This is a genomic window from Microbacterium sp. SL75, from assembly GCF_026625865.1.
Lineage (GTDB): Bacteria > Actinomycetota > Actinomycetes > Actinomycetales > Microbacteriaceae > Microbacterium.
The window spans coordinates 334,916-358,724 of sequence record NZ_CP113067.1 but is presented as its reverse complement, the minus strand read 5'-3'; the positions used below and the strand labels follow the sequence as shown (position 1 = coordinate 358,724).

Below are 23,809 nucleotides of genomic sequence, written 5' to 3'. Positions count from 1 at the left end.
CCCGACCGCTACCCTGAGATCGCCGCGCATCGGCGCCCGTGACCCGCACACCGATCTGGAGCCCGCCGTGACCGACAGCCCCGACCTGCCCGACCTCACCGCTTTCGAGGGAGTGCTGTTCGACCTCGACGGCGTCCTCACGCCCACGGCCGAGGTCCACATGCGCGCCTGGAAGACGATGTTCGACGAACTGTTCGCGGCGTGGAAGATCGAGCCGGCCTACACCGATCGCGACTACTTCGAGTACGTCGACGGCAAGAAGCGGTACGACGGCGTTGCGAGCCTGCTGCGCAGCCGCGACGTCGAGGTCCCGTGGGGCGACCCCTCCGACGATCCGTCCGAAGACACCGTGTGCGGAGTTGGCAACCGCAAGAACGAGGTGTTCTCGCGGATTCTCCGTAGCGAAGGCATCGCGCCCTACCCGGGTTCGGTCGCCCTCCTCGATGTGCTGCAGGCCGCGGGAACCCCCATCGCCGTGGTGTCGAGCTCGAAGAACGCCGTCGAGGTGCTCGACGCGGCCGGCATCCGCGAGCGCTTTCCCGTCGTGATGGACGGCGTGATCGCCGAGCGCGACAACCTCTCGTCCAAGCCCGCCCCCGACGTCTTCGCCGAAGCCGCACGCCTGTTGGGCGTCGACCCCGCCCGATCCGTCGCCGTCGAAGACGCTCTGAGCGGCGTGCAGTCCGCCGTCGCCGCCGGTTACGGCGTCGTCGTGGGCGTCGACCGAGGCGTCGGGGCGGACGACCTCCGTGCCGCCGGGGCCACCGTGGTCGTCGACGACCTCGCGGCGTTCGTAGACTGAGCCGTCGCCACCCGCGACAAGCGTCATCGCCCGCCCCCATCGGCGAGACCGAGCACCACCCGCGCGAACGGCCCGAGGCCGCCCCGCGCCTACCCGAACCTGCCACCGGAAGGCACGCCCCGATGATCGACCGCGATCGTTTTCCCGTCGACGAATGGCGCCTCGTCGAAACCGAGTTCTCCCTCGACGACGTGGGGGTCACCGAGACCCTCTTCGCCGTCGGCAACGGGTACCTCGGTTTGCGCGGCAATTCCATCGAGGGGCGCTTCGCCCTCGAACAGGGCACCTTCATCAACGGCTTCCACGAGACGTTCCCCATCCGGCACGCCGAGCAGGCCTACGGCTTCGCCGAGGTCGGGCAGACGATCATCAACGCTCCGGATGCCAAGGTCATGCGCGTCTACGTCGATGACGAGCCGCTCTCTCTCGACGTCGCCGACGTCCGTGAGTACGAGCGCGTGCTCGACATGCGCCAGGGAATCCTCCGCCGCAACCTGCTGTGGGTCACGCCCTCGGGCAAGCGCGTGCGGATCGAGGACGAGCGTTTCGTCTCGTTCGACGAGAAGCACCTCGCCGTCCTCCGTCTGACCGTGACGGTGCTCGACGCCGACGCTCCCGTCACCGTGAGCAATCAGCTGCTCAATCGTCAGGACGGCGAGGGGATCTACGGCGGCTCGCCCATGGCATCCAAGCAGTCCGGTTTCGACCCGCGAAAGACCGAGAAGCTCAGCGATCGCGTGCTGCAGCCGCGCGAGTACTGGCAGGACGGCAACCGTTCGGCGCTCAGCTACGAGGTGAGCGAGTCGAACATGACGCTCGCCGTCATCGCCGACCACCTCGTCGAGACGGAGAACGAGTACACCTCGCGTCAGCTCGTCGAGCCCGACATCGCCAAGAACATCTACCGCGTGCACGCGAAGGCCGGCGTGCCCACCACGATCACCAAGCTGGTGAGCTATCACACCTCGCGGGGCGTCCCCACGGGTGAGCTGCTCGATCGCTGCCGACGCACGATCGACCGTGCGGTCGAGACGGGGGTCGACGGGCTCGTCGAGAAGCAGATCGCCTGGTACGCCGACTTCTGGGACCGCTCCGACGTGCGCATCGGCGGTCACGGCGACCTGCAGCAGGCCACGCGCTGGTGCCTGTTCCAGCTCGCGCAGGCCGCGGCCCGCGCCGACGGACAGGGTGTCCCGGCGAAGGGCGTCACCGGTTCCGGGTACAGCGGTCACTACTTCTGGGACACCGAGGTCTACGTCCTGCCGTTCCTGGCGTACACGTCGCCCCTCTGGGCCCGAAACGCCCTGCGCATGCGGTACCTGATGCTTCCTGCAGCCCGCAAGCGCGCGCACCAGCTCAACGAAGCGGGTGCCCTGTTCCCGTGGCGCACCATCAACGGCGAAGAGGCGTCCGCTTACTACGCTGCCGGCACCGCGCAGTACCACATCAACGCCGACGTCGCCTTCGCCCTGGCGAAGTACGTCCGCGCGACGGGGGACGAGGAGTTCCTCGCCCGCGAGGGTGTGGACATCGCGGTCGACACCGCCCGCCTCTGGTCGACGCTGGGCTTCTGGCGCTCGAGCGACGCCGCCGAAGACGGGGAGCGCGACTCGTTCCACATCCACGGTGTGACCGGACCGGACGAGTACACCACGGTCGTCAACGACAACCTCTTCACGAACGTCATGGCGCGTTTCAACCTGCGCTTCGCCGCCCGCACGGTGCGCGACCTCGCCGAGAACAACCCCGAGGCCTATGCGCAGATGGCCGACCGCATGAACCTCGACCCCTCCGAGCCGGAGCGCTGGGACAAGGCGGCCGAGGCCATGCACATCCCGTTCAGCGAGGCCCTCGGCATCCATCCCCAGGACGCCGTCTTCCTCGAACGCGAGATCTGGGACCTCGAGAACACCCCGCCCGACCAGCGCCCCCTGCTGCTGCACTTCCACCCGCTGGTCATCTACCGCTACCAGGTGCTCAAGCAGGCCGATGTGGTGCTCGCGCTGTTCCTGCAGGGAAATCACTTCACGGATGCCGAGAAGCTCGCCGACTTCGAGTACTACGACCCGCTGACGACGGGCGATTCGACGCTGTCGGCGGTCGTGCAGTCGATCTTGGCGGCCGAGGTGGGCTACCAGGACCTCGCCTTGGAGTACTTCCGGCAGGCCGCCTTCGTGGACCTCGGAGACCTGCACCACAACGCCTCGGACGGCGTGCACGTGGCATCGGCCGGTGGGGTGTGGACCGCCCTGGTGAGCGGCTTCGGCGGCATGCGCGACCACTTCGGCCTGCTCACCTTCGACCCGCGCCTTCCGGCCGACTGGCCCGAGCTGTCGTACGTGCTGCACTGGCACGGCACGCGCCTGGACATCACGCTCACCGAGACCGCGCTGACGCTGCGCGCCGGGGGAGAGGGCGACCCCGTCACCTTCGCGGTGCGCGGGGCGACGTACACCGTGGCTCCGGGTGAGACCGTGCGCGTCGCGCTCCACGGGCAGGGCCCGGTGCGGCCGGGTCGGCCCTCGATCCGCCAGCTCGAGGGCTCGGTGCGCGAGGACGGCACGCTCCTGTCGGCCTCGGTGCCGATCGTCACGACGGCGATTCCGATCGTCGGCGACGACGACGGGCCGATCGCGGTCGGGCTCGACGGCGGTTTCTGAACCATCGACGCGGCGGCATCCTCCGGGATGCCGCCGCGTTCGGCGTCTCGGGCGCCGCCGCGCGATGACGGCCCGGGGCTCGGCATCCGTTGTTCTGGCGGGGCCGATCGACCGCGGCGGATGCGATGTCGGAGGTACGCCGTAGGCTGGTGTGGTGACGACAGCCCTGTACCGCCGATACCGCCCCGAGGCGTTCGGCGAGATGATCGGGCAGTCTCAGGTGACCGAGCCGCTCATGACCGCACTGCGCAGCGATCGCGTGGGTCACGCGTATCTGTTCTCGGGTCCGCGCGGCTGCGGTAAGACCACGTCAGCCCGTATTCTCGCGCGTTGCCTGAACTGCGCCGCCGGCCCCACCGACACCCCGTGCGGCACGTGCGACAGCTGCGTCGAGCTCGGTCGCGGCGGCGGCGGATCGCTCGACGTGGTCGAGATCGACGCGGCGAGCCACAACGGCGTCGACGACGCCCGCGACCTCCGCGAGCGCGCGATCTTCGCACCCGCGCGCGATCGCTTCAAGATCTTCATCCTCGACGAGGCGCACATGGTGACGCAGCAGGGCTTCAACGCGCTGCTCAAGCTCGTCGAGGAGCCGCCCGCGCACGTGAAGTTCATCTTCGCCACCACCGAGCCCGAGAAGGTGCTCGGCACGATCCGTTCGCGCACGCACCACTATCCCTTCCGGCTCGTTCCGCCCGCGGCCATGCTCGAGTACGTCCAAGAGCTGTGTGAGACCGAGGGCGTCGGCGTCGAGGCCGGTGTGCTTCCGCTCGTCGTCCGCGCCGGTGGCGGATCGCCGCGCGACACGCTCTCCCTGCTCGACCAGCTCATCGCCGGCTCCGACGCGGACGCGGGCGGTCACGTCCTCGTGCGGTACGAGCGCGCGGTCGCGCTCCTCGGTTACACGCACTCCGAGCTCCTCGACGAAGTCGTCGACGCCTTCGCCGCCAACGACGGTGGGGGAGCCTTCGCCGCCGTCGACCGGGTCGTGCAGACCGGTCAAGACCCGCGTCGTTTCGTCGACGACCTGCTCGAGCGCTTGCGCGACCTGATCGTGGTGGCAGCCACAGGCGCGGGCGCCTCGGCGATCCTGCGCGGCATCCCCGACGATGAATTCGATCGCATGTCCCGTCAGGCGACGGCGTTCGGCGCGCCGCGCCTCTCGCGCACCGCCGACCTGGTGGTCGCCGCCCTCGACGAGATGACCGGGGCCACGTCCCCGCGCCTGCAGCTCGAGCTGTTGGTCGCACGCGTGCTCACCCACGCCGGCGTCGCCCAGGGCACGTCGCCCGCCATGGCGCACGATCTCGAGGCGACGCGTGGGGGCTCGCATGCCTCCGCTCCGGCCCCCGCGACGGGAAGACCGGCGTCTCCCGCGGCCGACATCGCCTCTCCCGGCACATCGCCGGCGTCCCCCGCGGTAGCGAGCCCCGGAGGATCGCGAGTTGCCGCGCCCGGGATCGCCTCCCCGGGCAGCACTTCTCCGGCGGTTGCCTCCCCCTCCGTCGCGCCCCCGACTGCGTCTCCCGCGGTCGCTTCTCCCGGTGTCGCCGCGCCAGCCGCTGCGTCTGCCGGGAGGATCGCGTCGCCCGGTATCGCCGCACCGGGTGCCGCGACACCCGGTGTGGCCGCACCCGGTGCCGCTTCGCCCGCTCCGGCGGCACCCGCCGCGGCCTCACCGGGAAAGCCGCAGGCGGTTCCGGTGCGCCCGGCCGATGCAGAACCGCCCTCTTTCGGACCGAGCGACGACGATGCACCGCCGCCGTTCACCGACGACGACGCTCCTCCGCCTTTCGACGACGACGAGCAGTCGCCGTCTGAGACGGCAGCGCCACCCGCGCGCGGCGCAACGGGGGCGATCTCCCCGTCGGGCCCGAGCCCGTCCGACCAAGAAGACACTCGGGCGTCGGCAGGATCGCCGTCGCGCCCCGCCGCGCGTGCTGCGGCGTCTGCGGGTTCCGGTCGTGTCGAGGCGTCGGACGACGTCCACCCGTTCGACACGGCTCCGACTCCGCAGACCGCGTCGTCCGAACTCGACCCCGAGCCCGAATCGGCGCCCACCGAGGCCCCCGCGGCAGCAGCCCCGCGCCACGACGCCGCTGCGTCCTCGGCGTCGGAGTCGGCTGCACAGCGACCCGCCGCGGCGTCGACCTCGGGCGCGCCGTCCGACGACACGGAAGACGCCTCGCCGCTCGAACCGACCGCGCCCACGCCGCCCGCCACTCCCGTCGGCCCGATCGAGCTCGGACACGTCCGCGACGCGTGGCCCGAGGTGCTCGGCCAGCTCGAGGTCGCGAGCCGGTCGTCGTGGCTCATCGTGTCGACCGCCGCCGTCGCCGCCTTCGAGGGCGACGTGCTCACGCTGGCATTTCGGACGGGGAGCGATCTCACCGCCTTCAAGACGCGCACCCCGGAGGGCGGCCCGAGCGAAGATCTCCGCCAGGCCATCCAGGCGGTCCTCGGCGTCCGGGTCAAGTACCTCGCGCGCCTCGAGGGAGACGGTCACGGGGGATCCGGTCCCGGCGGCTCCTCGCGAGGCCCCTCGGCTCCCACGAGTGGCCCGGCGTCGGGCGCTCCCACGACCACGACTCGCGCTCCGCAGGGTTCGGCGCCGTACTCATCGTCGGTGACCGAGTGGGCCGTCGCGCCGATCCCGGCATCCGACGGCTCCGCCCCGGCGGCGATGCGGGTCCCTGCGGCTCCGTCCACGGCCCTCGCCGTCGACGACGAGCCCGACGAGGCGACCGCGGTCGCCCCCTCCGAGCTGCACGAGGGCGTTGTCCTGCCGCCGCGCGAGGTCACCCCCTCGGTGGCCGCACCGGACGAGGTCGACGACGACGACGTCATCCCACCGGTCGACGAGGTCGAGGCCCCGCTGCCGCCGGTCGTCGTTCCGCGCATGGCCCCGCTCAGCGGGGGCGTCCAGCGATACGGCGAAGCCGTGGTGCGCCAGATGCTCGGGGCGAACTACGTGCGCGATGAGCCCTACGAGCCCCCGACGAGGTTCACCTGATGTACGACGGCATCGTCCAAGACCTGATCGACGAGTTCGGCCGCCTTCCGGGCATCGGCCCGAAGTCGGCTCAGCGCATCGCATTCCACATCCTGCAGTCGCCGTCGTTCGATGTATCGCGCCTGTCGACGCTGCTCGGAGAGATCCGCGACAAGGTGAAGTTCTGCGAGATCTGCGGCAACGTCTCCGAGCAGGACCGCTGCTCGATCTGTCGCGACCCGCGTCGCAATGCGACCTTGATCTGCGTGGTCGAAGACGCCAAAGACGTCGCGGCGATCGAACGCACCCGCGAGTTCCGCGGCCTCTACCACGTGCTAGGCGGCGCCATCAGCCCCATCGCGGGGATCGGTCCCGACGATCTGCGCGTCACCCAACTCATGCAGCGCCTCGCCGACGGCACCGTTCAAGAGGTCATCCTGGCGACGAACCCCAACCTCGAGGGAGAGGCCACGGCGACCTACCTCAGCCGGCTGCTGCACACCCTCGAGATCCGCGTGACGCGTTTGGCATCCGGTCTCCCCGTCGGCGGCGACCTGGAGTACGCCGACGAAGTGACCCTGGGCCGCGCCTTCGAGGGTCGTCGGACGCTCTGACGACCGTCCGCGGGGTCAGGGCATCCCGGCACCCCCGCTACCGCCGCACGCGCGCTCGCACCCGGGGAATAACCGACGGGGTCGTCCGCGCGGGCCGGCGCCGGTTACCGCCGCACGCGCGCTCGCACCCGGGTGACGCTCGACAGGGTCGCCCGCACGGGCTGGCCCAGATAGATGCCGAGAGAAGCACCGACGGCGAGGGCGATGCCGATGGTCGCCGCCCCGGCGAGCGTGGTGACCCCGGTCATGAGCACGGCAGGATCCTGGCCCGACTCCACGATCCCGAGAAGACCTCGGAAGACCGCGGCACCGGGCACGAGCGGGAGGATCGCCGCGGTCGTGATCGCCACCGACGGCACGTGCAACCGGTAGGCGACCACGATGCCCGCGAAGCTTCCGACGAAGGCTCCCACGCCGCTCGCGGCGGCGACCTCGAAGCCGAGGCCGGAGGCCGCGACGTAGCCCGCCCAGGCCACCAGGCTGAGGGCGGCGCTCACCACGACGATGCGCGCGCCGGCACCGTTGAACACCGCGACAGCGATGGCGATCACCGCGGCTCCCACGAACTGGACGCCGACGGGTCCGAGCGGCAGCGCGTTCGACGGCGGCGACATCCCCATCCCGAGAACGCGCACCGTTTCGAGCCCCGCGAGAATCCCCAGCACCACGCCGAGAGTCTGCGTGGTGAGTTCGAGGATGCGTCCCGTCGCGGTCAGAGCGAAGCCGTCGATGGCATCCTGTGCCGCGCCCACGACGGTGAGACCGGCGAGCATCAGGACGATTCCGGATGCCACGATCACCGACGGTCTGATGGCCGCGGCCGCGTCGAGACCGGTGTAGCGCAGCAGCGGCGACAGCGCCGCGAAGACGGTGAGGACGAAACCGCCGGCGATCTGCGCGAAGAAGTACGGCACACGCGCGCGCGCCAGCACGTATTGCGTGGTGGCGGCGAGGGCCGCGGCGATGAAGGACAGCACGAGGGCGAGCCAGTTCGCCCCGAACATGATCGCCACTCCCGCGGCGAGCGACGCCTGTGAGGCGATGACGATCGCGGGGCGATAGCGGAAGGGCAGGCGACGGATGGCCCGGCACCGCACAATCGCATCGTCGAGCCCCAGGCCGCCGGTGATCTCCTGCACCAGGGCCTGCAGGCGCTGCAGCTTCGCGTGGTCGGGGACCGAGCCCCGCACCACGCGCAGCAGGGTGGTCGGGTGGCTCGCGCCCGGGCGGCTGTGCGCGATCGTGATCGAGTTGTAGGTCACGTCGACGTGCACCGGGTCGAGTCCGTACGCCCCGCACACCCGAACGATCGTGAGGGTCACCTCGTTGGCCGGGGCACCGACGACGAGCATGGTCTCGCCGATGCGGATGGCGAGATCGAGAATGCGCGTCGACAGGGCCTCATCGATGATCGGAAGCAACGTCGTGTCGGGGGAGGAGACCTCGTCGACATGGACGAGCCGGCGCAAAGACGACAGCAGTCGGCGCGGGGTGGGGGACAACCGCGGGCCTCCAGAGAAGGGGGAGAGAGGGAGGGTTCGATCCTATCGACGGGCTCTGCGATTTCTCCCGGCGTCGACCCATGACGGAGGCGGTATGCGCCCGCCTCTAGGATGATCCTCGGGCGCGGCACGAGCGCCCCGTCGTGGCATCCCGACGCGCGACCTCTCCGGGAGTTCTCCTCATGGCTCTGATCGTCCAGAAGTACGGCGGTTCGTCCGTCGCCGACGCCGAGAGCATCAAGCGGGTCGCCAAGCGCATCGTCGACACCCGCCGCGCGGGTCATGAGGTCGTCGTCGCCGTCAGCGCGATGGGCGACACCACCGACGAGCTGCTCGATCTGGCGAACCAGGTCGCGCCCATCCCTGCGCCGCGCGAGCTCGACATGCTGCTCTCCAGCGGGGAGCGCATCTCGATGGCGTTGCTGGCGATGGCGATCCACTCGATGGGCTTCGAGGCGCGCTCCTTCACCGGCAGCCAGGCCGGAATGATCACGGATGCCACGCACGGCGCAGCCCGCATCGTCGATGTCACGCCCGTCCGCCTTCGCGAGGCGCTCGACGAGGGAGCGATCGTGATCGTCGCGGGCTTCCAGGGCTTCAACCGCGACACCCGCGACATCACGACCCTCGGTCGTGGCGGATCCGACACCACGGCCGTGGCGCTCGCCGCGGCGCTGAAGGCCGATGTCTGCGAGATCTACAGCGACGTGGACGGCATCTTCACCGCGGATCCCCGCGTCGTGCCCCTCGCGCGCAAGCTCGACCGTGTCGGCAGCGAGGAGATGCTCGAGCTCGCCGCCAATGGCGCGAAGGTCCTCTACATCCGCGCGGTCGAGTACGCGCGTCGTCACGGCGTCCTCATCCACGCCCGTTCCACGTTCAGCTCGGGCGAGGGCACCTGGGTGCTCGACGCTTCGAAGACCTCCGCACTCGTCCCCGAAAGAGAAGTCATGGAAGAGCCCATCGTCGCCGGCGTCGCCACCGACCTCAGCCAGGCCAAGATCACCGTCATCGGTGTGCCCGACGTGCCCGGCAAGGCCGCCGACATCTTCAAGATCGTCGCCAAGTCCGGCGCGAACGTCGACATGATCGTGCAGAACGTCTCGGCCGCTGCCACGAGCCGCACCGATATCTCGTTCACGCTGCCCAAGACCGACGCCACCGCGGCCCTCAAGGCGCTCGCCGCGGAGCAGGCCGAGGTCGGGTTCGAAAGCCTCGTGCACGACGACCAGATCGGCAAGCTCTCCGTCGTCGGCGCGGGCATGCGCACGCACTCGGGCGTTTCGGCGACTCTCTTCGAGGCGCTCAGCCTGGCTGGCGTCAACATCGAGATGATCTCGACCTCCGAGATCCGCATCTCGGTCGTGGTGCGTGGTGTCGACCTCGCCGAGGCCGCCCGTCTCGTGCACACGGCCTACGGGCTCGACGGTGACGCCGAGGCGACCGTCCACGCCGGCACCGGTCGCTGATCACCGTCTCGCCTCGACGCGCAGGATGTCGCTGGGCGCGGAGGTCGCCGCGTTCCAGAACGACGCAGGCGCGTCTCGGGATGGCGTGATCGGTGACGCCGACTAGTTCGACGTCTCCCGTCTTTCCTGATCGGTCCGGGGAAAGGGCTCCGGCAACCGGTCACCCGAGAACGACCAGACGATGATGTACAGCACCGCGCCGATGAGGAAGAGCCCGAGAAGGACCACTCCGGCGATCGCCCCCGGCCACAGGAGCACGAGCAGTCCGGCGGGTCTCGTCATCGCGCGCGAGACCAGGCCGCGGGTCATGAGCTGGAACAGGACCACCAGCACACCGCCCGCGTAGGCGCTGCACAGTCCCAGGGTCAATCCGAGAGTGCCGAGGGGATCGCCCGCCGTGGCGTAGACGACGATGCCGATGAGGTCGAGGACGAGAGCACCCGCGATCGCCCACGAAGTGAACTTCGACAGGGGCCCATCGTCCATCCGAGACGCGACGATGGAGCGAAACAGATCACCCAGGTTGCGCTGCATGCGCCGGAGCCACAATCCCAGGATGGCGATGGCTCCCGAGAACAGGAGGGCCTGGACAATCGCGCCGGCGAGATGACCGAGGCCGGTGTCGATGCGCCATCCCCACAGGCCGCCGGTCGGAACGCAGACCGCGAGCAGGGCCACGCACAGGCCGAGGACGACCGAGACGGGGAAAACCAGCGCCCTGCTGGCGGCGAGCTCGAAGAAGACCTCGTTGTCGTCGTCGCCGGGGGCCTTCGCCACGCGACGAGCCGTCTCGAGGAGGGCGTCGGATCCGCGCTGACCCGGTCCGCCGAAGACGGCGAGGACGCGTTGGGCATCGTCGTTCGTCGGGTCGATGCGTAGCGCAAAGGCGACACTCTCGCGAGCTTCGCGCGAGCGGCCCACCTTCCACAAGCACGTCGCGCGCGCGAGGTGCAGATCGATGTCATCGGGCTGCGTCTCGAGCGCGCGCTCGAGGGCGGGGATGGCCTCGGCGGCGCGACCGAAGGCATGCAGGACGCGCGCGTAGGTGAACACCGCGAACGAGACCTCGGGGGCCAGAGCGTACAGACGGTTGGCGGCGTACAGGGCCTCTGCCTCGTGGGCGGTCTCCATCTGGGTGAGGGCGAGCAGGCGCCACGCCCACGCGTCGTCAGGAAACGATGACACCGCGTCTCGGGCGAGCGGCGTGAGTTCGTCCCAGCGCTCCAGCTCGACCAGGGCCTCTCCGACGATCCGCTGTGCTTCTGCGTTGCCGGGGTCCCGCGCGAGCACCGCTCCCGCCTCCTTCAGTGCCTGTTGGCGCCGTCCGAGGCTCAGCAGCGTATCGGCGTTACGGAGTGCCCGTGCGTCGTCGCTCACAGGCGGCGCACGCTTTTGAGGTAGTCGCGCAACTGGGTGAAGGTGCCGTCGTCTTCGCCGAAACGGACGATGTTACGGGCCGCCTCGAGCCAGGGGCCCGTAGACGAGGTGGTCTGAGCGACGCCATGTCGCAGATCGTCCATGCCGATGAGACGCGCCGTGCCGGTTCGTGCGCTCTCGAGCAGCGCGTTCTCGCTCGCGACCTCGCAGACATAGGCGATGTCGGCGCCGCTGTAGCCGTCGGTCAGCCGTGCGAGCTCCGCGAGATCGACACCCTCGACGGGACGGCGGGCCAGGTGGTGGCGGAAGATGGCCCGCCGAGCCTCATCGTCGGGAGGGAGGACCAGCACCGTGCGGTCGAGGCGGCCCGGTCGCCTCAAGGCGGGATCGACATCCCACGGCTGATTCGTCGCCGCAAGGACGAAGACGCCCTCGTTGTCGCTGGCGACACCGTCGAGTTCTTCGAGCAGGGCGACGACGACCCCGCGCATCCCGCTGTGGCGGGCCTGCGAACGGCGCTGCCCAATGGCATCCAACTCGTCAAGGAAGATGACCGTCGGGGCGTCGCGGCGCGCAAGCTGGAAGAGGTCTCGGACGTTGTGCTCGCTCTCGCCCATGTACCGGTCGAGGATGTCGCTGATGCCGACGGAGAGGAACGACGCCCCGAGTTCGCCGGCGATCGCACGGGCGATGAACGTCTTGCCGCACCCCGGCGGTCCGTACATGAGCAGTCCGCCCCGCAGGCTCTTGCCGTAGAGCGCACGCAGCTCGGGATTCTTCAGCGGGGCGAGGAACGCCGCATTCAGCCGCTCTTTCACCTGGGACATGCCGCCGACATCGGTGAGGGTCGTCGTGGGTCGCTGCAGGTCGTGCGCGTCGAACGCCGGGGCACTCTCGCCGTCGACGAACGCGGGCCGCGCGATGTGACCCACCTCGGTCTCGGCGGCCGACCAGTCGAAGCCGGCCTCCGGACGGGGTGGGGAGGGAGGGGCCGCAGGTCTGAGGCTCGCCGGGTCGGGGGCCGCGGGCGCACCCAGCGCTCGAGCGAGCAGTTCGCGGGCCCGCGAGTCGGCGGGGGAGTGCGATAGAACGGTGCTCGCCTCTGAGACGGCCTGGTCTGCGAGTCCGCGTTCCCAGAGCTGCGTCGCGAGATGCAGACGCAACTCGTCGTCGAGTGGTGCGGCCTCGACGGCGCGACGCAGGGCTTCGATCAGCGGGTCGTTCATCGGTCTCCTCGCGACGGGGGTGCCCTGCCATTGTGGGCGAGACCACCGACACGTGCCATATCGTCGTCTCACCTGTGGATTGTTCGCCGTGCGAGAGCAGCGGTCCTGCCATCCTGGCGTTCACGACCGCCGGAGCGGCCGGCGCTGATCGGCGACCCCCCGAGCGCACGCTACTCTGGCACGAATGTCGCGCGCATCCGTCCGCGCGCCCCCGCGTACCCGAGGAACAGCCATGACCCGCATCTCCGATTCCGGAATCTCCCTCGCAGTCGTCGGCGCCACCGGCCAGGTCGGCACCGTCATGCTCGAGATCCTCGCCGAGCGCGCGTTCCCGATTCGGGAACTCCGACTGTTCGCCACCGCGCGCTCCGCCGGCTCGTCGATCGAGTTCGCGGGCCATTCCGTCGTCGTCGAAGACGTGGCCACCGCCGACCCCGCGGGCGTCGAGGTCGCTCTGTTCTCCGCCGGAGCTACGGGGAGCCGGGCGCACGCGCCGCGCTTCGCCGAGGCGGGCGCCCTCGTCATCGACAACTCCAGCGCCTGGCGCATGGATCCCGAGGTCCCGCTCGTCGTGAGCGAGGTCAACCCCCACGCGATCGACCAGGCCGTCAAGGGCATCGTCGCCAACCCCAACTGCACCACCATGGCCGCCATGCCGGTCCTGAAAGTCCTCGACACCGAGGCCGGCCTCGAACGCCTCATCGTCAGCACCTACCAGGCCGTCTCCGGCTCCGGCCTCGCGGGCGCCCGGGAGCTCCTCGGCCAGGTCGAGGGCGTCCTCGCCCAGGGCGAGGTGGAGCGTCTCGTGCGCGACGGCTCTGCCCTCGATTTCCCCGAGCCCGAGAAGTACGTCGCCCCGATCGCCTTCGACGTCATCCCCTTCGCCGGCAACCTCGTCGACGACGGACAGAACGAGACCGACGAAGAGAAGAAGCTCCGCAACGAGAGCCGCAAGATCCTGGAGCTCCCCGACCTGCGCGTCGCCGGTACGTGCGTGCGGGTCCCCGTCTTCACGGGTCACTCGCTCAGCATCAACGCCGAGTTCGCTCGCGACCTCTCGCCCGAACGCGCTCGTGAGCTCCTCGCCGAGGCCCCCGGTGTCAAGCTCGAAGAAGTGCCCACGCCGCTCCAGGCCGCCGGCACCGACCCCAGCTACGTCGGTCGCATCCGCGCCGACCAGTCCGCTCCCGAAGGCCGAGGCCTCGTGCTGTTCATCAGCAACGACAACCTGCGCAAGGGCGCGGCTCTCAACGCGGTGCAGATCGCCGAGCTCGTGGCGCACAAGCGCCTCGCGACTGTCTGAGACACGGCATCCGGATGCCGGGTGCGAGGTGTCTCGACATCGAACCGACGGTTCTCTCGATGTCGAGACACCTCTCGGCCCGCACCTAGAATCGACGGGTGACTGAAAACGTCGATGTTCTTCTCATCGGTGGCGGCATCATGTCGGCCACTCTCGGCACGCTGCTGAAGGACCTCCAGCCCGATCTCAAGATCGCGGTGCTCGAGCGTCTCAGCGACGTCGCTCAAGAGAGCTCGAACGCCTGGAACAACGCCGGCACCGGTCACGCGGCGCTGTGCGAGCTCAACTACACGCCCGAGGCCAAGGACGGCACGATCGACCCGGCCAAGGCCGTCACGATCAACGAGCAGTTCCAGCAGAGCCGTCAGCTGTGGGCCTCGCTCGTCGCCGAGGGCGTGCTCGATGAGCCGTCGACGTTCATCAACGCCACGCCCCACATGACGTTCGTCCGCGGCGAGAAAGACGTCGCCTTCCTCCGCAAGCGCTACGAGGTCCTCAAGCAGCAGCCGCTGTTCGCGGGTATCGAGTACAGCGAGGACTCGCGCGTCATCAACCAGTGGGCTCCGCTGCTCATGCAGAAGCGTCGCAAGGGCGAGCCCTTCGCCGCCACGCGAGTGCCCGCCGGCACCGACGTCGACTTCGGCTCACTCACGCGTCAGCTGTTCGCGAACCTGCGCGAGAAGGGCGTCGAGGTGGCTACCAACCACGACGTCAAGAAGCTCAAGAAGCAGAAGGACGGGTCGTGGGAGGTCTCGTACCGCCACGTCATCGGCGGGACCCCCGGCTCCATCAATGCGAAGTTCGTCTTCGTCGGCGCGGGCGGCTGGGCCCTCAAACTCCTGCAGCGCTCGGGAATCCCCGAGATCAAGGGCTACGGTGTCTTCCCGATCGGCGGGCAGTGGTTGAAGACCTCCAACCCCGACATCGTGGCGAAGCACCGCGCGAAGGTGTACTCGCAGGCGTCGGTGGGTGCACCCCCCATGTCTGTGCCGCACCTCGACACGCGCGTGATCGACGGGGAGTCGTCGCTGCTGTTCGGACCGTTCGCGACCTTCAGCCCGAAGTTCCTCAAGAACGGCTCGATGCTCGACATCGTCACGCAGGTGCGTCCGCACAACATCCTGCCGATGCTCAAGGTCGCCGTCGACAACCCGAGCCTCATCAAGTACCTCGTCAGCGAGTTGCTCAAGACCCACTCGAAGAAGGTCGACAGCCTTCGCGACTTCATGCCCACCGCGAAGGACAAGGACTGGGAGCTGCTCGACGCCGGCCAGCGCGCCCAGGTCATGAAGCGCGACAAGGACAAGGGCGGCGTGCTCCAGTTCGGCACCGAGGTCGTCACCTCAGCCGACCACTCGATCGCCGGTCTCCTCGGGGCATCCCCGGGAGCCTCCACCGCCGTGTCCATCATGCTGGGGCTCATCAAGACCTGCTTCCCCGAGCGCATGGCCGACTGGGAGCCGCGCCTGCGCAACCTGATCCCCAGCTACGGCGAGACGCTGAACACGAACCCCGCCGCCGCGCGCAAAGAGCTGGATGCCACGGCCCACGCTCTCGCGATCAACCCCTGAGTCGCGCGTGGCGAAGCTGTACTTCCGCTACGGAGCGATGAACTCGGGCAAGTCGACAGCCCTGCTGCAGGCGGCGTACAACTACGAGGAGCGTGGTCAGCGCGTCCTGCTGGCCAAGCCCGAGATCGACACCAAGGGCGCTGATCAGATCGACAGCCGCCTCGGCGTGAAGCGCGCGGTCGACTTCCTCGTCGCCCCTGACGACGACCTGCGCGAGGTCTTCCACGGCGCCGCGGGCCACGCACCCGTGGCGTGTCTGCTGGTCGATGAGGCGCAGTTCTTCACCGCCGCGCAGGTCGACGACCTCCTGCGCATCGCCGTGCTCGACGGCATCCCCGTGCTCGCCTACGGCATCCGCACCGACTTCCGCACCGAGGCCTTCCCCGGATCCGCCCGCCTCATGGAGATCGCCCACAGCCTCGAAGAGTTGAAGACGATCTGCCGGTGCGGTCGGAAGGCGATCTTCAACGCACGGCTGGTGGGCGGCCGGTTCGTCTTCGACGGCGATCAGGTCGCCATCGACGAGGGGCAGATCGAGGGCGAAGTGACGTACGAGTCGATGTGCGCCGCGTGCTACCTGCGCGAGTCGGGCGGGCGGCTCGACGGGCGCTGAGCCCCTCTCGCGCGATCAGCGCGGTGGTGCCCGAGCGATAGCCTGGAGGCATGCGCGTACTCCTGGCCGGCGGAGCCGGTTACATCGGAACCCACACGGCCGTCGCCCTTCTCGAAGCGGGCCACGACGTCGTCCTCCTCGACGATCTGTCGGGCACGCACGCGGTCGCCGCCGAGCGGGTCGAGAAGATCACCGGCAAGCCCGCGCCCCTCATCGTGGGCGATGCGGCCGACGAGGCGGTCGTCGCGTCGGCGTTCGACGAGCACGGACCGATCGACGCGATCATCCACCTGGCCGCTTTCAAGGCCGTGGGGGAGTCGACGCAGAAGCCGCTCGAGTACTACTCCAACAACCTCGACACGACCTTCGCCCTGCTGCGGGTGGGCATCGCCCACGGCATCCGGAGCTTCGTCTTCTCGAGCACCGGAACGGTGTACTCCGACCCGGCCGACCTCCCGTTCACCGAGGAGTCGACGACGAGCATCGATCTGTCGAACGCGTACAGCAAGTCCAAGCGCATGAACGAGGTCGTGCTCGCCGACGTCGCGCGCGTGAACCCCGAGCTGAACGTGACGGTGCTGCGCTACTTCAATCCGGTGGGCGCGCACCCGTCCGGCCTGATCGGTGAAGACCCCGCCGGCATCCCGAACAACCTCATGCCGTTCGTCTCGCGCGTGGCGATCGGCACGCTCGACGAGATCGGGGTCTTCGGTGCCGACTACGACACCCCCGACGGCACGGGCTTGCGCGACTACATCCACGTCGTCGACCTCGCCGAGGGTCACGTCGCCGCTCTCGAGCAGGCGCAGCCCGGCCACCAGGTGTTCAACCTCGGTACCGGTCGTCCGGTGAGCGTGCTCGAACTCGTCGCCTCGTTCGAGAAGGCCGTGGGGCGAGAGCTGCCGAAGAAGATCCTCGACCGTCGTCCCGGAGACGTCGCCGCGACGTACTGCGACCCGTCCAAGGCCGGCGAGGTCCTCGGCTGGCGCACGCGTCTCGGCATCGACGACGCCTGCCGCGACTACTGGAACTGGCAGACCACGAACCCGGCCGGGTATCGCACGACCGCCGACGCCTGATCATCCACGCGTAGGCTGGTGTGGTCGGGCCACACCAGCGTGCTCGACGGAACGGGGACTCCTTGCCGAACATCGCACCCCGTGCCTGGCAGATCGTGCTCGAACGCATCGAGGGCGATCTCCGCGAGGGGCGCCTGTCGCCCGGCGACAGACTGACTCCCGAGCGCGAGCTCGCGTCCCAGCTCGGGGTCGGCCGATCGAGCGTGCGTGAGGCGGTGCGGGTGCTCGAGGTGCTCGGGGTCGTGCGCACGGCGACGGGCTCGGGACCCACCGCAGGGGCCATGATCGTGACGACACCACGGGGCGGCCTCGCCGCCTTCCTCCGGTTGCAAGTCGCCGCGAACGGTTTCCCCTTGACGGACGTCGTCCGCACGCGCATCGTGCTCGAGGTCGATGTGGTCGAGCGGTTGGCCCGCGACGACGTCGATCTTTCCGAGGTGGTCGGCATCCTGGACGCGATGGATGCCGAAACCCTCGCCCCCGACGAGTTCCTGGCTCTCGACGCGCGTTTCCACCAGGCCCTGTCCGAGGTGTCCGGCAACGCGGTCGTCTCGGCGATGATGGCGGGCCTGCGCAGCTCCATCGAGGCGTACACCCGGGCGGGGGCCGCCCGCCTCGACGTGTGGCCGGTCGTCGCCGAGCGGTTGCGCTCGGAGCACCGACACATCCTCGCGGCGGTCTCGCGTGGCGACGCCGAGGGAGCGCGCGAGGCCGTGCGTGCTCACATCACCGATTACTACACCGAGGTGGCGCAGGCGCTGAGCCCGTCCGATGCGGACGAAGCCGCCGTCGGTGACGCGGCGCGTGCCGCCGTACGTTCTTCGCCGTCCGCTTGAGAGGATCCCCATGAGCGATCGACCCGCGCGCCCGCCGCGCCCGCAGCACATTCTGCACGTCGTCGAGACCGAGCGTCTCACCCCGCACCTCGTCCGCGTGCGCGCTCGAGGGGAGGATCTCGCGGTGTTCCGGGACAACCCCCACACCGACAAGTACGTCAAGATCACGTTCGCCAAGCCGGAGCTCGGCCTCGAGCCGCCGTACGACCTGGCTTCTCTGCGCGACACGCTCGCGCCGGAGGACCTTCCCGTCACCCGCACGTATACGGTGCGCGCGGTCGAGGGCGATGAGCTGACGATCGATTTCGTCGTGCACGGCGACGAAGGTCTCGCGGGCCCCTGGGCGGCGGGTGCACAGCCGGGGGACCGTCTTGTGGTGTCGTCGCCGGGGGGCGGCTACGCGCCCGACTCGACGGCGGACTGGCACCTGTTCATCGGCGACGAGTCTGCTATCCCCGCGATCGCCGCGGCTCTCGAAGCCCTGACCGCGGATGCCGTCGGCGCGGCGTTCCTCGAAGTGCAGGCCGCCGACGAGCAGCTCGCACTGGCCGCCCCCGCCGGCATCGAGATCACCTGGGTTCACCGAGGGGCTGCGGTGGCGGGTGCAACGAACGTCCTGGCGGATGCCGTGTCCGCGTGGCATCCGCTCGACGGACGAGGACACGTGTTCGCGCACGGAGAGCGTGAGGCGATGAAGCGGATCCGCGATCTCGTCTTCACCCGGTGGGGCTTGGCCCGCGAGCAGGTCTCCCTGTCGGGCTACTGGGCCTACGGCCGCACCGAGGATCGGTTCCAGGCCGAGAAGCGCGAGCCTATCGGACAGATCCTCTGACGGCTCGCGCTGCCCGGGCTCACTCCCCGGTTCGTGCGGGAAGCGTCGGGATGAGCTTCTCGAGGAACGCGGCGGTGTCTTCCCACCCGTGGACGGCCTGGCACTCGACGCCCATGGCCAGCACGGGGTAGTCGTTGCCGTCGGGGTCGAGGCGATCGCCGACGAAGAGCATGTCGTCAAGGGGGATGCCGGTGGCTTCGACGAGCTTGTTCATGCCGTAGGCCTTGTCGATGCCGCGGTGGGTGATGTCGACGGAGGTCGATCCGCCGGAGCGGACCTCGAGGTCGGGGATCCGGGAGGCAACGGCCTCGCGCAGACTGTTCTTTTTCTCGCCGGTGGGGTCCCAGGCCATCTTCGCCTCGAGAGGGGCGGACTGCCCGAGTGCCGAGAACGTGATCTGCGAGCCGCGGTCTTCGAGGATGTCTCCCCACGGCTCCGACTCCCAGAGGCCGAGGCGCTCGGCCTCCTCGCGAACGGCGGTGAGGGCGCGCTGCTTCTCGTCGTCGGTGAGCGAGTGGGCGTACACGGTCTCGACGCCGGCGGGTGTGAGCAGGTAATACTGGGTGCCGCAGGTGGGCATCAGGTGGAAGTGCGCGAGCAGCTCGGGGGAGGCCTGGGGAAGGCGCTCGACGACCTGGCTGCGGAACTGCTGAAGCTGCCCGCCGGAGATGATCGCGACCTCGACCTTCTCGGCGAGAGCGAGCAGCAGGTCGCCGATGCGCGGGTCGATCGCCGACTTCGAGGGGGCGAGGGTGTCGTCGAGGTCGAAGGCGACGAGGCGGGGCGAGGCGTCGGACACGGTGCTCCTGAAAGGTGAGAGGTCGTCGCACGGAGGTGTCGCGTGCGCGCGGCGGGCGGGCCGGCGAGGGGCCCGCGTACGAAGTGATTCTACCGGCGGGCTCCCGTCGCCCCTTGCGTCGTGCAGTGGGTGGGGGCGCGGGTTCAGACGGCTCGGGTGAGGATGCCGATCCGAGAACCAGCGCGGTCGAACACCGTGAGCGTATCTCCGGCGATTGTCGCGGTGGCCACCCTGCGCAGCCAGGTGTCGACGCCCATGCAAGCCTTCAGCGTCGACAGCCCGAGACCGACGGTGAGCGTGTCGCCCTCCCGGGAGTACGAGCCGTTGAGCCCATTGCAGCCGTCGCTGCCGGTGAGGACCTCGTCTTCCAGTGTGAGGAATTCCGGTCCCTGCCCGGCCCAACGGCCGTACTCGGATGCCGGGGCGGTACCGCTCGCGGGGGCGGCGCACGCCGCGGCAATCATGCCGCCGACGGCAAGCGCGGAGAGGGCAGCGAAACGGCGGGACATGAGAATCTCCTCATCCACATCGAAAAACGAAATCGACTTCATATACAACGCTCAGGTTCCCTTAAGGTGATCCTCGACGCTGAGAGATGGGTGGGGGCCCTATCGAGATTCCCGTCCTGCCTCATCGCGCGTTTTCACCGACACATGAGATGAGACGATCACACTAATCATGAAGCGTATGGGGTGGGCTGCAGCGTCCACCGCCGTCGCGCTCACCGCTTCCGGTCTGCTGGCCCCCGCGGCCTTCGCCGGGGAAGACCAGTCGCTCGCGCCGACCTCCGGTCCGGCATTCGATGCGACCGCACAGCAGCCCCTGGCCAACGACGACGTTCAGGCTGTGACGATTCCCATTCTGCTGAAATGAGGTTTACGAAACCGGAGTTGTGCGGCACTACGCACATCGCGCCCAAAGGGGTCATCTCCGCCACCCGCATAGCCGGTGCCGCATATCAATTCTTGCGTCCTAAATCGCACGTGCCTGTCACCCATTTGGAGGGCAATCACCCTCTACGAAATGCCGCGTCGACCCCGAGGTGCGTGTGCTACCCCGAGACGAGGAACGCGTGAGGAACGAATCTTGCATCCATGCCGTGGGTGCATAGTCCGGGCGTTGTCCCCCATATGGCCGACTTGACAAGGAGGATCACGCAACTGGACGCCCACTGTGCGTTCGATCCGAGCGTCTTCGGCAACAAGAAATACTGGGGCTCCCCATCACGTAAAGCCCCGGTCAGGTTACATATTGATACTCGCCGGTGGTTGCCTCGAGTCATCGATCCTTGATTTCCACAGCTCCGTCCTGCTAGACACGAAGCGCAATAGCAAGTAAATGAATCCGGCATCCGGATCGAATAAGGGGGCATTTGAATGGGGAACAGGATGAAAAAGTCATGGAGCCGCACAATCGCCGCGGTCGCTGCCGGGGCCGTGCTTGCCATCGGAGGAGTCGTCGCAGTTGCCGCGCCTGCGAACGCAGCCCCGTCGGGGTGTCAGACTCAGGGGAAAAGCTGTCTGTGGTCGGGATATGACTACGGCACTGATGCGGCTCAGAACTGGCGGATGCTGTACTTCGAATACTGCATCGACAATTTGGGGAACTACAGCTACAACGACATAACCTCGTCGGCGTACAACTACGGGTTCTCGGACAACGCTCGGTTCTACGAGCACGACCTCCAGAACGGGTATTACTTCACGATTCTCCGCCACGACGGTAAGCCCAATCTCAACAATGTAGACGGCCAGAACTGGAACGACCGTATTACGTCCGCCTACTTCACGGGTGCGCTTGGATCCAAGGGCACCTCTCGATGCGCTTGAGTCACCTCACGCAGCGCGGCCGGCGATTCGCGCCGGCCGCGCTATTGGTCACGGCATGTTTTGCAGTTTCGGGGTGCACCTTCAGTGCCGAGCCGAAGCAGCCTGATCAATCCACGGGAGTAGTTGAGATGGGGCAGCCTGTTTCTGAAAAGAACAGGACGCAATGGTCGCTCCCGCTTGAGGAGTTCATCGTGTACTCACCCGAATTGAGCAACTACGCGGAGCAGTTGCTCATTTCAAAATGCCTCACCGGGCAGGGATACGAGTGGCCGGTGCCTTGGCGCGACTCAGCCTTCCTCTGGCCTGAAGGGTTCAACAAGATCGGATACCGCTTGTTTGACGAGCCTCTTGCCAAGCGTTTTGGGTATCACTTCGCGCCTCCTAGAGACGCAAACGAGGCCGATGCGTGGGCAGCATTCGCAGACTTCGCCAACTCGTACACTCCCGACGACGACTTCACGGGAAAATTCGAAGAATGCTCTGACGAGGCTCGAAGCGAGAAGACTGTTCGTGACGTCGACGCACAGAACTACGTGATGGGACTGGCGATGCAGGCGAGCGATGTCGCCGTCCAGGACGCGAGTGTTCAGGAAGCCGTCGCTCGGTGGCGAGAATGTCTTACTCCGAAGGTGGATTTCGCCGTGTCAGACACCCCCTGGAAGCAGATGCCGCCGCAAGCTGTGGCGGAGCGCTTCGGTCTGTACGGCGAGTCTCGAACGATGGCGGCGTCCGGGGATGAGATCGCCGTCGCGGTAGCCGACGCTCAGTGTCGCGAGTCCAGCGGCGTCAGCGAGACGCGATACAACCTTGAGTGGGACCAGCAGAAGAAGTTGATGGACCAGAACCGCGATCAGCTCGACCGCATCCGTGCCGAGGCGGGCGCTCACAAAAAGGATCTGCTAGCGATCATCGCAGAAAATGCACCGGCCGCCCCCATGGGTTGACTGGAGCGCTCCTGCTAGCGCATAGCTCTCGGACCTATAGCTAGGTGATCGTAAGGTTCAGGAAAGTGCAGGTTTAGTCATTCATCGGACCAGAAACTCCAAATACGGGTGGTGGACCGCCGTCTCTGTCGTCTCCGCTGTGGCGATGCTCGGTTGCGGGTGGTGGCTCGCAACGTTGTTCCAGTCGCCCGAACAGCTCGAGGCGAACGCAACCGCTCCATCGCCCGGCCCCGTTTTTTCCATCGTTGCGGAGGGGTCGCTTGCTGAAGAGCATACTTTCACCGGAAAAATAGGGCCTTCGTCCACCATGGAGGTAAACCTTCTCCCTGCTCCCGACGCGGCGATGACTGTCGTCACCGGGCGTGCCATAGGTGAGGGGGATATAGTCAGCAATGGCGGTGTGCTTATCGAGACGAATGGACGTCCAGTGCTTCTGGCGCAGGCACCTTTTCCGTTCTATCGCGATATGGGCTTTGGAGACCAGGGGCCCGACGTGGAGGCTCTCCAGCGGGCATTGTCGAGCGCAGGATACTCCGTTCAAGCGGACGGCCGTTTTGGGGTTGGAACCGCTCAGGCCCTGCAGAGCTGGTACAAAGACGCTGGTTACATCGCGCCTACGCGTCCGCGACCGGAGGGCGAACCGTCGCGATCATCGCGCTCGTCAACCGCCGATACTGGCGCTAATCGGGATGTGACCGCTGATAGCAGTGATGCAAAGAGCAACCTCACGCCGCTCGAAGCGCCGAAGGTCATCGCAGACGCTTTCATGCCCGTGGCGGAGGTCGTAGGCATGACGACCTCTTCAGCAAAAGTCCTACGCAGCGTGCCTGTGGGTACGCGCGTCGCTGTCAGCGGCACTCCAGACATTGTCCTGGGTTCGTCCGAAGTGGTGGTGTCGGTCTCGGCAGCTGCGGCGGACGTGACCAAAATCGTTGAAGGCGACACCGCGACCATTTCGCTTGCAAATGGTGAGATTCAGGCAACCATCGGCGCAATCACTCCGTCCGTGGCTGGCAAATCGCAGGTCTCATCAAAAGATGCGGCTGCCGGGACGGCCGGTGACGACGTGGATGCGGATACCACCTTCCTCGTCATCCCACGCTCAGCTCTCGACGTGCCCACTGGAGCGACGCAGGCGAGGGTGACAGTAGTAAAAAACATTCTTCCCGAGCAAGCTCTTCTTGTGCCCGTTCTGGCGGTCACGGACCGGGGCTCGGGGAATACGGTCGTTCATAAGCGCCAACAGGACGGGACCCTCGCGGAGATTCCCGTTCGAGTCCTCGGTTCCTTGAACGGCCAAGTCGCCGTTGCAGCCTCGGCAGACTCGCTCGTGGCGGGGGAAGAAGTGCGGGTCGGCTGAC

General features: G+C 68.0%; 20 protein-coding genes. 15 read left to right on the top strand and 5 right to left on the bottom strand.

All coding sequences use genetic code 11. The features are described from left to right. Window positions 1-67: 67 nt before the first annotated feature. The 4 genes from OVA17_RS01625 to recR all read left to right on the top strand — a co-directional run bounded on the left by OVA17_RS01625 (window position 68) and on the right by recR (window position 7,068). Window positions 68-802 (top strand): HAD family hydrolase, encoded by a 735-nt coding sequence (locus tag OVA17_RS01625; protein ID WP_267787737.1) that lies wholly within the window; start codon window positions 68-70, stop codon window positions 800-802. 122 nt (window positions 803-924) lie between these two features. Then, a complete protein-coding gene (locus OVA17_RS01620; RefSeq protein WP_267787735.1) occupies window positions 925-3,462 on the top strand; it encodes a glycoside hydrolase family 65 protein in 2,538 nt (845 codons plus the stop codon). Window positions 3,463-3,616: 154 nt separating this feature from the next. Then, window positions 3,617-6,475, top strand: a complete 2,859-nt coding sequence (locus tag OVA17_RS01615; protein ID WP_267787733.1) for a DNA polymerase III subunit gamma and tau — start codon at window positions 3,617-3,619, stop codon at window positions 6,473-6,475. Then, window positions 6,475-7,068, top strand: a complete 594-nt coding sequence (recR, locus tag OVA17_RS01610; protein ID WP_056229546.1) for a recombination mediator RecR — start codon at window positions 6,475-6,477, stop codon at window positions 7,066-7,068. The genes OVA17_RS01615 and recR overlap by 1 nt, the downstream gene beginning before the upstream one ends. Window positions 7,069-7,172: 104 nt before the next feature. Here recR and OVA17_RS01605 read toward each other — a convergent pair whose 3' ends face one another. Beyond that, window positions 7,173-8,570, bottom strand: a complete 1,398-nt coding sequence (locus tag OVA17_RS01605) for a threonine/serine ThrE exporter family protein (RefSeq protein WP_267787731.1) — start codon at window positions 8,568-8,570, stop codon at window positions 7,173-7,175. Window positions 8,571-8,752: 182 nt separating this feature from the next. Between OVA17_RS01605 and OVA17_RS01600 the strand changes: the two genes are divergently transcribed. Next, window positions 8,753-10,039 (top strand): aspartate kinase, encoded by a 1,287-nt coding sequence (locus OVA17_RS01600; RefSeq protein ID WP_210073576.1) that lies wholly within the window; start codon window positions 8,753-8,755, stop codon window positions 10,037-10,039. 102 nt (window positions 10,040-10,141) lie between these two features. On the opposite strand, the gene OVA17_RS01595 is transcribed toward OVA17_RS01600, so the two are convergent. Both OVA17_RS01595 and OVA17_RS01590 read right to left on the bottom strand, forming a co-directional pair. Further along, entirely contained in the window at window positions 10,142-11,416 is a 1,275-nt protein-coding gene (locus tag OVA17_RS01595) for a tetratricopeptide repeat protein (protein WP_267787729.1), read from the bottom strand. Further along, window positions 11,413-12,642: an ATP-binding protein gene (locus OVA17_RS01590; protein ID WP_267787727.1), complete on the bottom strand. Its 1,230-nt coding sequence runs from the start codon at window positions 12,640-12,642 to the stop codon at window positions 11,413-11,415. The genes OVA17_RS01595 and OVA17_RS01590 overlap by 4 nt, the downstream gene beginning before the upstream one ends. Before the next feature lie 232 nt (window positions 12,643-12,874). Here OVA17_RS01590 and OVA17_RS01585 point away from each other — a divergent pair, with 232 nt between their 5' ends. From OVA17_RS01585 to OVA17_RS01560, 6 genes are all read left to right on the top strand, one after another. Then, the gene (locus OVA17_RS01585) at window positions 12,875-13,945 is read left to right on the top strand and encodes an aspartate-semialdehyde dehydrogenase (protein ID WP_210073589.1); all 1,071 of its coding nucleotides are present in this window, start codon (window positions 12,875-12,877) and stop codon (window positions 13,943-13,945) included. A 98-nt stretch (window positions 13,946-14,043) separates the two neighbouring features. Continuing rightward, window positions 14,044-15,516 carry a malate:quinone oxidoreductase gene (locus tag OVA17_RS01580; protein ID WP_267787725.1) on the top strand — a complete coding sequence of 491 codons (1,473 nt, stop codon included), beginning with the start codon at window positions 14,044-14,046 and terminating at the stop codon, window positions 15,514-15,516. Window positions 15,517-15,523: 7 nt separating this feature from the next. Beyond that, entirely contained in the window at window positions 15,524-16,129 is a 606-nt protein-coding gene (locus OVA17_RS01575) for a thymidine kinase (protein WP_267787724.1), read from the top strand. 50 nt (window positions 16,130-16,179) lie between these two features. Next, the gene (galE, locus tag OVA17_RS01570) at window positions 16,180-17,208 is read left to right on the top strand and encodes a UDP-glucose 4-epimerase GalE (RefSeq protein WP_267787723.1); all 1,029 of its coding nucleotides are present in this window, start codon (window positions 16,180-16,182) and stop codon (window positions 17,206-17,208) included. Between the two features lie 62 nt (window positions 17,209-17,270). Continuing rightward, entirely contained in the window at window positions 17,271-18,044 is a 774-nt protein-coding gene (locus OVA17_RS01565; RefSeq protein WP_267787721.1) for a FadR/GntR family transcriptional regulator, read from the top strand. 10 nt (window positions 18,045-18,054) lie between these two features. After that, a complete protein-coding gene (locus tag OVA17_RS01560) occupies window positions 18,055-18,876 on the top strand; it encodes a siderophore-interacting protein (protein WP_267787720.1) in 822 nt (273 codons plus the stop codon). Window positions 18,877-18,895: 19 nt separating this feature from the next. Here the strand turns inward: OVA17_RS01560 and OVA17_RS01555 are convergent, their stop codons facing one another. Together OVA17_RS01555 and OVA17_RS01550 are read right to left on the bottom strand one after the other, a co-directional pair. Next, the gene (locus OVA17_RS01555) at window positions 18,896-19,675 is read right to left on the bottom strand and encodes an HAD-IIB family hydrolase (RefSeq protein WP_267787719.1); all 780 of its coding nucleotides are present in this window, start codon (window positions 19,673-19,675) and stop codon (window positions 18,896-18,898) included. 143 nt (window positions 19,676-19,818) lie between these two features. Further along, on the bottom strand, window positions 19,819-20,226 hold the full coding sequence (locus OVA17_RS01550) for an META domain-containing protein (RefSeq protein WP_267787717.1): 408 nt from the start codon (window positions 20,224-20,226) through the stop codon (window positions 19,819-19,821). Between the two features lie 127 nt (window positions 20,227-20,353). Between OVA17_RS01550 and OVA17_RS01545 the strand changes: the two genes are divergently transcribed. The 4 genes from OVA17_RS01545 (at window position 20,354) to OVA17_RS01530 (ending at window position 23,808) form a co-directional block, all read left to right on the top strand. Further along, window positions 20,354-20,548: a hypothetical protein gene (locus tag OVA17_RS01545; protein WP_267787716.1), complete on the top strand. Its 195-nt coding sequence runs from the start codon at window positions 20,354-20,356 to the stop codon at window positions 20,546-20,548. Between the two features lie 515 nt (window positions 20,549-21,063). After that, on the top strand, window positions 21,064-21,504 hold the full coding sequence (locus OVA17_RS01540; protein ID WP_267787714.1) for a hypothetical protein: 441 nt from the start codon (window positions 21,064-21,066) through the stop codon (window positions 21,502-21,504). Between the two features lie 191 nt (window positions 21,505-21,695). Next, complete coding sequence (locus tag OVA17_RS01535; protein WP_267787712.1) at window positions 21,696-22,448, top strand: hypothetical protein; 753 nt, start codon at window positions 21,696-21,698, stop codon at window positions 22,446-22,448. A gap of 145 nt (window positions 22,449-22,593) precedes the next feature. After that, the gene (locus OVA17_RS01530) at window positions 22,594-23,808 is read left to right on the top strand and encodes a peptidoglycan-binding domain-containing protein (protein ID WP_267789341.1); all 1,215 of its coding nucleotides are present in this window, start codon (window positions 22,594-22,596) and stop codon (window positions 23,806-23,808) included. Window position 23,809: the final 1 nt, after the last annotated feature.